The sequence below is a fragment of the Arthrobacter sp. FW306-1B-G06A genome, assembly GCF_058781765.1.
This window is the reverse complement of the sequence record NZ_JBYSXB010000005.1, coordinates 1-12,676: the sequence shown is the minus strand read 5'-3', so window position 1 is coordinate 12,676 and position 12,676 is coordinate 1. Positions and strand designations below refer to the sequence as shown.

Sequence of the window (12,676 nt, the reverse complement as noted above, 5' to 3'; positions counted from 1 at the left end):
ACCCGGGCCTTCGGCCCGAACCAAGCTTTGACTCAAAAGAACCAAGCAACAACAAAGGAGCACTCTCGTGACTGAGCGCATTGTTCTGGCCTACTCCGGTGGCCTTGATACTTCCGTAGCCATCGGCTGGATCGGTGAAGCCACCGGGGCCGAGGTCATTGCCGTGGCCGTCGACGTCGGACAGGGCGGCGAGTCGCTGGAGACCATCCGCCAGCGCGCCCTCGGCTGCGGCGCCGTCGAGGCCTACGTGGCCGACGCCCGCGACGAATTCGCCAACGAATACGCCATGCCCACGCTGAAGGCCAACGCCCTCTACCAGGGCCACTACCCGCTGGTTTCGGCGATCTCGCGCCCCGTGATCGTCAAGCACCTCGTCAAGGCCGCCCGCGAATTCGGTGCCACCACCGTTGCGCACGGTTGCACGGGCAAGGGCAACGACCAGGTCCGCTTCGAGGTCGGCATCCAGACGCTGGGCCCGGACTTGAAATGCATCGCACCCGTCCGCGACCTCGCCCTGACCCGCGACAAGGCCATCGCCTTCGCCGAGGAAAAGGGACTGCCGATCGAGACCACCAAGAAGAACCCGTACTCGATCGACCAGAACGTCTGGGGACGCGCCGTCGAAACCGGCTACCTCGAGGACATCTGGAACGCTCCCACCAAGGACATCTACGACTACACGGCCACCCCGGAATTCCCGCCGGCACCGGACGAAGTCACCATCACCTTCGAAGCCGGCGTCCCCGTGGCCATCGACGGCGTCAAGCACACTCCGCTCCAGGTCATCCAGGAACTGAACCGCCGCGCCGGTGCCCAAGGCGTTGGCCGCATCGACGTCGTCGAGGACCGCCTGGTGGGCATCAAGTCCCGCGAAATCTACGAAGCTCCGGGCGCGATGGCCCTCATCACCGCCCACAAGCACCTCGAGGACGTCACCATCGAGCGCGAGCAGGCCCGCTTCAAGGCCACCGTCGGCCAGCGCTGGTCCGAACTGGTCTACGACGGCCAGTGGTTCTCCCCGCTCAAGCGCTCCCTGGACGCCTTCATCGAGGACACCCAGAAGTACGTCTCCGGCGACATCCGCATGGTCCTGCACGGCGGCCAGGCCATCGTCAACGGCCGCCGCTCCGACACCTCGCTCTACGACTTCGACCTCGCCACCTACGACACCGGCGACACCTTCGACCAGTCGCAGGCCAAGGGCTTCATCGAGCTGTGGGGAATGTCCTCCAAGGTCGCCGCAGGCCGCGACCTGCGGGTGTCGGGCAAATGACGTCGGTGGGCCCACGGACGCCGGGGTCCCCGGCCGAGCGCAGCGAGGTTGGGGAGCGTTCGGGGACGAATGAAGGCGCGCTGTGGGGCGGCCGGTTCGCCGGCGGTCCCGCGGACGCGCTTGCGGCGCTGAGCAAGTCCACGCATTTCGACTGGCGGCTGGCCCGCTACGACATCGCCGGCTCCAAGGCCCATGCCCGCGTGCTGCACAAGGCCGGGCTGCTGGACGACGCCGAACTAGAAGGCATGCTCGCGGCGCTCACCCAGCTGGATGACGACGTCGCGAGCGGCGCCTACCAGCCGGCCGAGAGCGATGAGGACGTCCACGGTTCCCTCGAACGCGGGCTCATTGAGCGCGCGGGAACCCACCTGGGCGGCAAGCTCCGGGCAGGCCGTTCGCGCAACGACCAGGTGGCCACGTTGGGCCGCATGTTCCTGCGCGACCACGCCCGCATCATCGCCCGCGGCGTGCTCGCCACGATCGACGCCCTCGTTGGTCAGGCCAAGGCCCACCAGGGCGTTGCCATGCCCGGCCGGACGCACCTGCAGCATGCCCAGCCTGTCCTGCTGAGCCACCACCTGCTGGCCCACGCCTGGGCACTGTTGCGCGACGTGCAGCGGTTCCAGGACTGGGACAAGCGCGCCGGTGTCTCGCCCTACGGCTCCGGAGCATTGGCGGGCTCCTCGCTCGGCCTGGATCCCGAGGCCGTCGCCGCGGACCTCGGCTTCTTCTCGGCGGTCCACAACTCGATCGACGGCACTGCCTCGCGCGATGTCTTCGCCGAGTTCGCGTGGATCTGCTCGATGATCGGCGTGGACCTGTCGCGGGTCTCCGAGGAAGTCATCCTGTGGGCCACCAAGGAGTTCTCCTTCGTCACGCTCCATGATTCTTACTCCACGGGGTCGTCGATCATGCCGCAGAAGAAGAACCCGGATGTCGCCGAGCTCGCCCGCGGCAAGGCAGGGCGCCTCATCGGCAACCTGACCGGGCTGTTGGCAACGCTCAAGGGCCTGCCGCTCGCGTACAACCGCGATCTGCAGGAAGACAAGGAACCGGTATTCGACGCCGCGGACACCTTGGAGGTGCTGCTCCCGGCCGTCTCCGGCATGATCGCCACGCTCACTTTCAACACCGAGCGCATGGCATCGCTGGCACCGCAGGGCTTCGCGCTTGCCACGGACATCGCCGAGTGGCTTGTCCGCCAGGGAGTGCCGTTCCGCGAGGCGCACGAGCTCTCCGGTGCGGCGGTGAAGCTGGCTGAAGGGCGCAGCGTCGAGCTGTGGGACCTGACGGACGAAGAGTACGCGGGCATTTCGGAGCACTTGACTCCCGAGGTCCGCACCGTGCTCAGTACCGAAGGTTCACTCAACAGCCGCAACTCCCAAGGCGGAACGGCCCCGGCCGCCGTCGAGCGCCAACTGCTTGCCCTCGAAGCGGATCTCGCGGCGGTGCGGAAGTACGCGGAGTAACGAAAAGAAGGCCAACGCCGGCGGGTATTTCGAGGCAGTCTTTTTCGCAAAGGCTGCAGCGAAATGCCCGCCGCTGCCAGTTAATCCTCGTTAACAGTCATTAACCCTGTCGGATACTATGGCGCTATGACCGAGATCACTACCTCAGCGCTTCTTGCCGAGCTCCACAAAGCAGCCGGCACTGTCACCGACGTTGTCGCCAAACTCGACGACGCCGATGTTGCAGCTCCCTCCGAGCTGCCCGGGTGGACCCGCGGCCACGTACTGGCTCACATTGCCGGTATCTCGAACGCCATGGCCAGGCAACTGGAATACGCCGCACGCGGCGAGACCATCGACATCTACGACGGCGGCTACGAGGGCCGTACGAAGGCGATTGAGCTGGCGGCTAGCCATAGCCTTGCCGAACACCGTGACGCCACCGAAGCGGCCCTCTCGCGGGCCCTGCGGGCCTTCGATGGGCTTGTGGAGTCCGGCTGGAACACCCGGATCAGCTTCCGGAACGGAACAGTGCTCGACGGCGGCCTGGCGCTCTGGCGCGAACTGGTCATCCACGTCACGGACCTGGGAATCGGTCGCGGACCGGAAGCCTGGAGCCGGCAATTCTGCGAGCACCTTTTCGATTTCCTCTCGGCCCGCGTGCCCGCAGACCAGAAATTCGTGCTTCAGCCCCTGGGCCTGCCGCAGGTGGTCATCGGCTCGGGGCGGCAGTCCGTTGCCATCAACGGCATGATCACGGATATTGCCGCCTGGCTCGCCGGCCGCACGCCTACCCTGGGGAGCCTGCGTGCCTCTGCCGACGCGGACGGTGTTGACTTGCCGGAGCTTCTCCCGTGGCCATCGAGCGTTCCCGCGACACGATAGCGCTGCCGCGTTTGCTTGCCGCTGCCCTCCACAGATGCATCGTGGCGTAGGAACGCCACGGGCTCACGTTGCGGAAGTCTGTAGGCAGGCCCTCCGAGGCGGCCAGGTTCTTGAGGCCGTTCCGGACGGCTGCGTCGTTGGCGAGGAAGACGTCCGGGTCGCCGATGACCCTCATCGCCACGTAGCCCACGGTCCATGGTCCGACGCCGGGCAACGGCAATAGTTTGTCCGCGAGCGTTTGGGGGTCGTCGCCGTAGTCGAAGTCGAGTTCCCCGCTGGCCATGGCTGCTGCCGCGGCAAGCACGGAATCTATGCGGCGCTGGGGGCCTTTCAGTAGTTCCCGGCCCGAGCGGGCGATTTCCCCGGCCGTGGGGAAGAGACGGTCCAGGCCCAGCGCGTGTCCCGGGTGCCCTTCCGGCAAGCGGGTCCCGGCGTCGGACAGTTGGCTCAAAGCGGTGCGTGCGGCGGCTACGGTGATTTGCTGGCCGATCATCGCCCGGATCAGCAGTTCCTGGGGATCCACGGCACCCGGAACCCTGATCCCGGGCGTATCGCGAACTGACGGGCAGAGCCTGGCATCGGAGGCCAACGCCTCGTCGACGGCCACGGGATCGGCGTCGAGATCGAACAATCGCCGCACCCGGCTAAGGAGCACGGGAAGATCGTGGAGATCCAAGGTGCTGACGGCGAGGGTCAGCGCGCCGCCGCGCGCCCCGGCGTCGTACTCCACTGCGAACACTGCGTTGCCGAGGGGCAAGCGGAGGGTCCGCGTATAGCTGGTGGGGCCCGCCAGTTCGACGCCGGGAATCGCACGGGCCGCGAGGAAATCGAAAATCCCCGTGTCGAAAGGCTCCCGGTACGGGAGCTTGAGGGTCAAGGAAGTGGCCTCACCCTGCTTGCCGTGATGGCCTAGGGGCTTGGCGGTGGCCCGGAGTGCCGTGGGAGTCAGGGCGAAGACTTCGTTGATGGTGTCGTTGAACTGGCGGACACTGTTGAACCCGGCGGCGAACGCCACGTCCGAAAGTTTCATCGAGGTGGAGACCAGGAGCGTCCTGGCCGTCTGCGCCCGGCTGGCCCGCGCCAAGGACAGCGGCCCGGCCCCGAGTTCGTGGCTGAGGATCCTGTTGAGCTGGCGGGAGGAGTAGCCCAGCCTGGCGGCGAGTCCTTCGACGCCCACCCGGGAGATCGCGCCGTCGTTGATGAGCCGCATCGCCCTGCCGGCGACGTCCGAGCGCAGGTTCCACGCAGGCGTGCCCGGAACCGCCTCCGGCAGGCAGCGTTTGCAGGCCCTGTACCCGGCCTCGTGGGCGGCGGCCGAGGTTTCGTAGAACGTCACGTTTTCTGCCTTGGGTGTCCGTGCCGGGCACGACGGCCGGCAATAGATGCCCGTCGAGCGGACGGCGGTGAAGAACTGGCCGTCGAACCGGGGATCCCGCGCATCGATCGCACGGTAGCGTTGCCAAAAGTCCATGACTCCATCCTTTCAGCATCGGCAGGCGCGTCCTAGCGGAAATCGGACATTGCCGGCCACGGCCCGGTTGGCGGATTTTTGCTAGGGTCTGGGCATGACAACGCAGGGTGCGTCACCGGAGGCCATCAGGGCCATTCTTTCCGGTGATCCGCGGCACGTTGCCCCCTTGCTCCTCGGTGCCGTGCTGAGCCACCGGACTCCCGAGGGCACGGTGTCCGTCCGGCTCAGCGAAGTGGAAGCGTATCTGGGCCCGCGGGGATCGGCCCAACCCGACCCTGGATCCCATACCTTCGGCGGCCCCACCGCCCGGAACGCTCCCATGTTCGGTCCGGCAGGCCACCTCTATGTCTACTTCACGTATGGCATGCACTATTGCGCCAACATTGTCTGCGGTCCCGACGGCGTTGCGTCCGCGCTGCTGTTGCGGGCAGGGGAGGTGGTGGCCGGCCAAGCCTTGGCACAGTCCCGCCGTCCGGCGTCGAAATCGCCGACCGATCTTGCCAGCGGGCCCGCCCGGCTGGCGTCCGCCATGGGGCTGACGACGGCGGACAGCGGCCGGGATGCCTTGGCCGAGCCCTTCGGCCTCGAACTTCCGGTCACTCCGGCGGCGCCATCGGCAGTCGCGAGCGGGCTCCGGGTCGGAGTATCGGGCGACGGCGGTTCCGCCGACTACCCGTGGCGCTTTTGGCTCTCCGGGGATCCCACGGTGTCCCGCTACAAGCCGGGCCGCAGCCGCACCGTCGGGAAGCGTTTGTAGGGGCCCACGGAGGAATTCTTCAAGCGGCGTGTTCGGTCCGGGCAGGCTCCGCGACATATGCACACTGGTTGTCGGCCAGCTCGAACGGCGCGAGGCGGCCAAGCAGGGACTCGCGCACGTGGGGCCATTCTTCGCGCAGGATCGAGAACACGGCGGTGTCGCAACGGCTCCCGTCGGGAGCGAAGCGGTGCCCCCGCAGCGTGCCCTCGTAGCTGGCACCAAGCCGCTGAATGGCCGAGGCGCTGCGCGTATTGCGGGCATCGCAGCGGAAGGCCACCCGGTGGACGTCCAGCACATCGAAGGAGTACGCCAACAGCAGTTGCTTCGCGGCCGGATTGACGTGGCTGCCCCAGAATGGGCGCCCGTAAAAAGTGCCGCCGATTTCCAAGCGCTGCTGGCGCGGACTGTACTCGCACAGGGATGTGGTTCCGAGCAGCGCTCCCGTCCGCTGTTCGACGACGGCGAACGGCATGGTCGCCGGATCTTCGAGGCGGGCCGCGAAGAGTTCGGCCAGTTCCGCGGCACTCAAGGGCTGCTCAGCGGCCATGCCGGACCACATCCCGGAGTCCACAAAATCGAAGAGCGGACCGGCATGTGCGGGGGAGAGCGGGACCAGGCTGATGCCGTGTCGGGTCAGGGCAACGTCGTGCTGCATTGCAGCATTGAAGCACCACTTGGTGCGGATGGAAAAGCTCAGGAGGTTAGCGCCGGGTGAACATTGTGTGACGCACCGGCGTGCGGGCAGTTTCACCCACGTCAAGCAAAACCGCTGTAGAATGGACGGTCCGTCTTTTTCGATAGGGGAACGTTTCGATGCACGACGCTGATTTGATCCACGAGCGGGAGTACGTGGCCGGTCTCTACTCGCGCCTGGATGAGCTGCGGGAGGAAAAGCGCCAACAGCTGGCGCAGGTCCGGCGCGCCGGAGCGGTGGGCACCATGCAGAACGTTTCCGAAAGGGACGCCTTCGCGGCACTGTACGAGGACCGGCTCGCCCAGCTGGACGCCGTCGACGACCGTCTCGTGTTCGGACGCCTTGACCTGGACAGCGGCGAGGCGCAGTACATCGGCCGCATCGGACTGTCCACGGCGGATCTCCAGCGGCTTATGGTCGACTGGCGCGCCCCCGAAGCCGGCCACTTCTACCAGGCGACCGCTTTCGACCGGCAGGGCGTCCGCCGTCGTCGTCACCTGATCCTGCAGGGCCGGGAGGTCAAAGCGATCGAGGACGATGTCCTGGATGCCAGCATGCTGGCGGACAACGCCTCGCTCCAGGGCGAGGGCGCACTCCTTGCCGCCCTGAATTCCAAGCGCACCGGCCGCATGTCGGACATCGTCGGCACCATCCAGTCCGAGCAGGACCGGATTATCCGTTCGTCCATGTCGGGTGCCTTGGTTGTCCAAGGCGGCCCCGGTACCGGCAAGACGGCGGTCGCGCTCCACCGCGCCGCCTACCTGTTGTACACCCACCGTGACCGCCTGAAGTCGGCAGGTGTGCTGCTTGTTGGACCTTCGTCGTCGTTCATGCACTACATCGAGCGGGTCCTGCCGTCCCTCGGCGAGACCGGAGTCGTCATGGCGAGCCTGGGCCGCCTCATGCCCGGTATCCACGCCGTCCCGGAACAGGATCCCGACGTCGCAGCCCTCAAGGGCAAGCTGAACATGGCCGACGTGATTGCGAATGCCGTGGCCAACCGCCAGCGGACTCCCGCCGAGGACCGCATCCTCGAGGTTGACTCGCGCAAGCTCACGCTGTCCGTGCGGCAAGTCCGCCGCGCCCGGGACAGGGCACGCGCCACCGGCAAGCCGCACAATGAAGCGCGCGTGACGTTCGTCAAGATCCTGCTGCGCGAACTCACGGAGCAGCTGACGGAGATCGTCGAGGAATCGAACATCGGCAACAATGCCGACCGTTCCTACCTCGCTGAGGACGTCCGCTCGGCACGCGACGTCAGGATCGTCCTGAACTTGTGCTGGATGCCCATGACTCCCGAGAAGCTCGTTTCCGAGCTCTTCAGCAAGCCAGCCATCCTGGAGGCCTGCACCCCGCACCTCACGCCGGCGCAGCGTGCCCTCCTGCTTCGCCCCGCGGATGCACCGTGGACGGAAGCCGATGTTCCGCTGCTCGACGAGGCCGCTGAACTCCTCGGCGAGCTCGATCCTGCCGCGGGCAGGGGACTGGCCCAGCAAGAACACGACCGTGCCCGCGACATCGCCAACGCCAAGCAGACACTGGTCAACATGGAGGCCATGGGCGTCGACGTGTTGATGACGGCCGAAGAACTGGCAGACCAGAACCAGGAACGCGAAACACGGCTGACCGCCGCAGAACGGGCCACGAGCGACCGTTCGTGGGCGTTCGGACACATCGTGGTTGACGAAGCGCAGGAGCTCTCGCCCATGCAGTGGCGGCTTTTGGTCCGCCGCTGCCCGCTGAAGTCCTTCACGATCGTCGGCGACATCGCCCAGACGAGTTCCTCCGCCGGTGCGAATTCCTGGCAAAGTGCCCTCGCGCCGTCGTTCGGGGACCGCTGGCAGCTCGAAGAACTCACCGTCAACTACCGGACTCCCTCGCAGATCGCCGAAGCGGCAGTCCGCATGGCGAACCGCGCTGGGCTGGTTGTTTCTGCTCCCAAGGCCGTTCGCGAAGGCAAATGGTCACCGATCGTGGACCGCGTCGACGAAGCGGGGATGGTAGACCGGCTCGTCGAAATCCTTCCGGAGGAACTGGAAGCGATCGACGGCGGCCTCCTGGCCGTGATTGCCGACGGCGCCCTCCTGCCTCGGGCTGCAGCCGCCCTCCGTGGGGTCTACGGTCACCGTGTGGGCACCGGAGCGGGCAGCTACTCCCAGGACATCGTGGTCATCAGCCCCAAGGAAGCCAAGGGCCTGGAGTTCGACGGCGTGGTTGTTCTTGAGCCAGCCGCGATGCTCAATCACGAGCATGGCAAGGTGGGCGATCTCTACGTTGCCATGACCCGTCCGACGCAGCGGCTGCGCCTCATTACCGCGGCGCCACTGCCGGCGGGTATCGAGCGCTGAGCCATGCGAGCAAGCCGAACGGCAATCCTGCTAACTTAGAACTCGTGTCACACGTAAACAACCTCGAGTCCCAGCACAACGACCCGGGCTTTGCCAATATCTGGCAAGAGCTCAAATGGCGCGGCCTGATCCACGTTTCCACTGATGAAACGGAACTGGAAAAGCTGCTCGCCGGGGACCCGATCACGTATTACTGTGGCTTCGACCCCACGGCTCCGTCACTGCACCTTGGCAACCTTGTCCAGCTCCTGCTCATGCGCCGCCTGCAGTTGGCCGGCCACAAGCCGCTCGGCCTGGTGGGCGGCTCCACCGGACTGATCGGCGATCCGCGCCCGACGGCGGAACGCACCTTGAACACCAAGGACACCGTGTCGGAGTGGGTCGGCTACCTTCAGGCCCAGGTCCGACGCTTCCTCAGCTTCGAGGGCGACAATGCCGCACGCATGGTGAACAACCTTGACTGGACCGCGCCCCTGAGCGCCATCGATTTCCTGCGCGAAATCGGCAAGCACTTCCGCGTGGGCACCATGCTCCGCAAGGATGCAGTTGCCTCCCGTCTCAGTTCCGACGAGGGCATCAGCTACACCGAATTCAGCTACCAGATCCTGCAGGGCATGGACTACCTCCAGCTCAACCGCGACTACGGTTGCGTGCTGCAGACGGGTGGCTCGGACCAGTGGGGCAACCTCACGAGTGGCACGGAGCTCATCCGCAAGGTCGACGGCAAGATTGTCCACGCCCTGGGCACGCCCCTCATCACCAACTCGGACGGCACCAAGTTCGGTAAGAGCGAAGGCAACGCCATTTGGCTCGACGCCCACATGTGCAGCCCGTACGCCTTCTACCAGTTCTGGCTCAACACTGCGGATGCCGACGTCGTTGACCGCCTCAAGGTCTTCACGTTCCTTAGCCGCGCCGAGATTGAGGAACTCGCAGCCGCTGTTGCCGAGCGCCCGTTCGCCCGCGAAGGCCAGCGCAGGCTCGCTTTCGAGGTCACTTCACTGGTGCACGGAGTGGACGCGACGGAGAAAGTGATCGCTGCTTCGGCTGCACTGTTCGGAAATGGCGATCTCTCGGTTCTGGACGAAGTGACCTTGGCGTCGGCAACTGCAGAGCTGCCGTCTGCCTCGATCGGCGCGGATGGCCTCGGGATCATCGACCTCTTGGTTGCGTCTGGATTGTCCGAGAGCAAGTCCGCTGCCCGCCGCACGGTGGGGGAGGGCGGCGCCTACGTGAACAACAGCAAGGTGACCGACCCCGACGCCGTCATCGACCAGGCGGAACTGCTACACGGCCGGTACCTTTTGCTGCGCCGCGGCAAGAAGAATCTGGCCACCGTCGAAGTGACCGTCTGACGCCTACTTAGCTCCACGGTGTGTTCTTGTGTGGGCGCGCCAGACGGGCTGTTCCATGTTCTATTGCACGCTCCTCCAAGCCGACTTGCGCGGCTCCGGGGGAGCGTGTATCGTTTTCTGAGTCGCTGCCGCTGAAGCGGATAAATTGCGAACAAAATCCCATTGAATGTGAATAATTCGGTTTAGACCAAAAGTCTGGAAATCGGATAATTTATCGACTCTGTGGGGAAAATTCGATTCACTTGGGTAAATTTCTGGAGAAATCCTGGATTTGCAAAGTTGAAATGAATGAAATAAAGTAGAAACATCGCAGCGAGGAAATGCGGAACATCGAATTTGTTCCGAGGAGTATTCGGATTGTGTCTGTTGTTTGAGAACTCAATAGTGTGCCAAGTTTGTTGATACCGATTTGTTTTATGAATTGGTTGATTTTGCCGGGCCTTGTCCGCCCCTGTGGGTGGGGTCTGGTTTTCAGCTGGTTTCAAATTTTGTGCAGCCTGGTCGCCGTTATTTCCGGTGGTTGTGGTTGTGTCTGTTTTTGTTTTACTTCAACGGAGAGTTTGATCCTGGCTCAGGATGAACGCTGGCGGCGTGCTTAACACATGCAAGTCGAACGATGATCTCCAGCTTGCTGGGGGGATTAGTGGCGAACGGGTGAGTAACACGTGAGTAACCTGCCCTTGACTCTGGGATAAGCCTGGGAAACTGGGTCTAATACCGGATACGACCGCTCCACGCATGTGGTGGTGGTGGAAAGCTTTTGCGGTTTTGGATGGACTCGCGGCCTATCAGCTTGTTGGTGGGGTAATGGCCTACCAAGGCGACGACGGGTAGCCGGCCTGAGAGGGTGACCGGCCACACTGGGACTGAGACACGGCCCAGACTCCTACGGGAGGCAGCAGTGGGGAATATTGCACAATGGGCGGAAGCCTGATGCAGCGACGCCGCGTGAGGGATGACGGCCTTCGGGTTGTAAACCTCTTTCAGTAGGGAAGAAGCGTAAGTGACGGTACCTGCAGAAGAAGCGCCGGCTAACTACGTGCCAGCAGCCGCGGTAATACGTAGGGCGCAAGCGTTATCCGGAATTATTGGGCGTAAAGAGCTCGTAGGCGGTTTGTCGCGTCTGCTGTGAAAGACCGGGGCTCAACTCCGGTTCTGCAGTGGGTACGGGCAGACTAGAGTGATGTAGGGGAGACTGGAATTCCTGGTGTAGCGGTGAAATGCGCAGATATCAGGAGGAACACCGATGGCGAAGGCAGGTCTCTGGGCATTAACTGACGCTGAGGAGCGAAAGCATGGGGAGCGAACAGGATTAGATACCCTGGTAGTCCATGCCGTAAACGTTGGGCACTAGGTGTGGGGGACATTCCACGTTTTCCGCGCCGTAGCTAACGCATTAAGTGCCCCGCCTGGGGAGTACGGCCGCAAGGCTAAAACTCAAAGGAATTGACGGGGGCCCGCACAAGCGGCGGAGCATGCGGATTAATTCGATGCAACGCGAAGAACCTTACCAAGGCTTGACATGAACCGGTAACGCCTGGAAACAGGTGCCCCGCTTGCGGTCGGTTTACAGGTGGTGCATGGTTGTCGTCAGCTCGTGTCGTGAGATGTTGGGTTAAGTCCCGCAACGAGCGCAACCCTCGTTCCATGTTGCCAGCACGTAGTGGTGGGGACTCATGGGAGACTGCCGGGGTCAACTCGGAGGAAGGTGGGGACGACGTCAAATCATCATGCCCCTTATGTCTTGGGCTTCACGCATGCTACAATGGCCGGTACAAAGGGTTGCGATACTGTGAGGTGGAGCTAATCCCAAAAAGCCGGTCTCAGTTCGGATTGGGGTCTGCAACTCGACCCCATGAAGTCGGAGTCGCTAGTAATCGCAGATCAGCAACGCTGCGGTGAATACGTTCCCGGGCCTTGTACACACCGCCCGTCAAGTCACGAAAGTTGGTAACACCCGAAGCCGGTGGCCTAACCCTTGTGGGGGGAGCCGTCGAAGGTGGGACCGGCGATTGGGACTAAGTCGTAACAAGGTAGCCGTACCGGAAGGTGCGGCTGGATCACCTCCTTTCTAAGGAGCACCATTATCGCCCTTCTTCCTTCCGCATGGTTGGTGGGGGGGTGTGTGGAAGCAAAGCCCATTGCGCAGGCGTCTGTTCTGCGGTGGGTGCTCATGGGTGGAATATCAGCAGATAGCGGCCGGGTGGTTTCTTTCCCGCGTTCAGTACGGATGTCCTGTCATTTTTGTGGTGGGGTGTTGTGGAACGGTGCGGGTGGGGGGTTGTCCGGTTTTCGTGTTTGGCACACTGTTGGGTCCTGAGGCAACAGGGCCGTCGGGGGGTGCGTGGCCTGTGTGGGTTGCGTGGTTCCGGGCGGGTTTGTGTGTTTCTGGTTTCCTGGCTGCATTTCTTCGTGTGTTCCCGGTTGTCCTTTCCTTTTGTTGGG

8 protein-coding genes and 1 rRNA gene are annotated in these 12,676 nt (G+C 64.0%); 7 read left to right on the top strand and 2 right to left on the bottom strand.

What is annotated here, in order from left to right:
* Positions 1-67 precede the first annotated feature (67 nt).
* From AC3WJM_RS03685 to AC3WJM_RS03675, 3 genes are all read left to right on the top strand, one after another.
* Entirely contained in the window at positions 68-1,273 is a 1,206-nt protein-coding gene (locus AC3WJM_RS03685) for an argininosuccinate synthase (protein ID WP_236816785.1), read from the top strand.
* A complete protein-coding gene (gene argH, locus AC3WJM_RS03680; protein ID WP_492271216.1) occupies positions 1,270-2,742 on the top strand; it encodes an argininosuccinate lyase in 1,473 nt (490 codons plus the stop codon). The genes AC3WJM_RS03685 and argH overlap by 4 nt, the downstream gene beginning before the upstream one ends.
* Positions 2,743-2,868: 126 nt before the next feature.
* Positions 2,869-3,606, top strand: a complete 738-nt coding sequence (locus AC3WJM_RS03675; protein ID WP_059387785.1) for a maleylpyruvate isomerase family mycothiol-dependent enzyme — start codon at positions 2,869-2,871, stop codon at positions 3,604-3,606.
* Here AC3WJM_RS03675 and AC3WJM_RS03670 read toward each other — a convergent pair.
* The gene (locus AC3WJM_RS03670) at positions 3,512-5,077 is read right to left on the bottom strand and encodes an AlkA N-terminal domain-containing protein (RefSeq protein WP_306962910.1); all 1,566 of its coding nucleotides are present in this window, start codon (positions 5,075-5,077) and stop codon (positions 3,512-3,514) included. The two genes, AC3WJM_RS03675 and AC3WJM_RS03670, sit on opposite strands and share 95 nt — an antisense overlap.
* A 94-nt stretch (positions 5,078-5,171) precedes the next feature.
* Between AC3WJM_RS03670 and AC3WJM_RS03665 the strand changes: the two genes are divergently transcribed.
* Positions 5,172-5,834 carry a DNA-3-methyladenine glycosylase gene (locus AC3WJM_RS03665; RefSeq protein WP_284989295.1) on the top strand — a complete coding sequence of 221 codons (663 nt, stop codon included), beginning with the start codon at positions 5,172-5,174 and terminating at the stop codon, positions 5,832-5,834.
* A gap of 19 nt (positions 5,835-5,853) precedes the next feature.
* On the opposite strand, the gene AC3WJM_RS03660 is transcribed toward AC3WJM_RS03665, so the two are convergent.
* Positions 5,854-6,489 carry a GNAT family N-acetyltransferase gene (locus AC3WJM_RS03660; protein ID WP_084784356.1) on the bottom strand — a complete coding sequence of 212 codons (636 nt, stop codon included), beginning with the start codon at positions 6,487-6,489 and terminating at the stop codon, positions 5,854-5,856.
* Positions 6,490-6,647: 158 nt separating this feature from the next.
* On the opposite strand from AC3WJM_RS03660, the gene AC3WJM_RS03655 reads away from it, so the two are divergent.
* The 3 genes from AC3WJM_RS03655 (at position 6,648) to AC3WJM_RS03645 (ending at position 12,302) form a co-directional block, all read left to right on the top strand.
* Positions 6,648-8,876, top strand: a complete 2,229-nt coding sequence (locus tag AC3WJM_RS03655) for a helicase domain-containing protein (protein ID WP_059387784.1) — start codon at positions 6,648-6,650, stop codon at positions 8,874-8,876.
* A gap of 44 nt (positions 8,877-8,920) precedes the next feature.
* Positions 8,921-10,231 (top strand): tyrosine--tRNA ligase, encoded by a 1,311-nt coding sequence (tyrS, locus tag AC3WJM_RS03650; protein ID WP_307053474.1) that lies wholly within the window; start codon positions 8,921-8,923, stop codon positions 10,229-10,231.
* A 548-nt stretch (positions 10,232-10,779) separates the two neighbouring features.
* A 16S ribosomal RNA gene (locus AC3WJM_RS03645) occupies positions 10,780-12,302 on the top strand.
* Positions 12,303-12,676 lie beyond the last annotated feature (374 nt).

Bases quoted from the DNA above. Each gene is read 5' to 3' on its own strand.
- AC3WJM_RS03665 (WP_284989295.1), top strand. From the start codon at position 5,172: ATGACAACGCAGGGTGCGTCACCGGAGGCCATCAGGGCCATTCTTTCC.
- argH (WP_492271216.1), top strand. From the start codon at position 1,270: ATGACGTCGGTGGGCCCACGGACGCCGGGGTCCCCGGCCGAGCGCAGC.
- AC3WJM_RS03660 (WP_084784356.1), bottom strand. From the start codon at position 6,489: ATGCAGCACGACGTTGCCCTGACCCGACACGGCATCAGCCTGGTCCCG.
- AC3WJM_RS03670 (WP_306962910.1), bottom strand. From the start codon at position 5,077: ATGGACTTTTGGCAACGCTACCGTGCGATCGATGCGCGGGATCCCCGG.
- AC3WJM_RS03655 (WP_059387784.1), top strand. From the start codon at position 6,648: ATGCACGACGCTGATTTGATCCACGAGCGGGAGTACGTGGCCGGTCTC.
- AC3WJM_RS03675 (WP_059387785.1), top strand. From the start codon at position 2,869: ATGACCGAGATCACTACCTCAGCGCTTCTTGCCGAGCTCCACAAAGCA.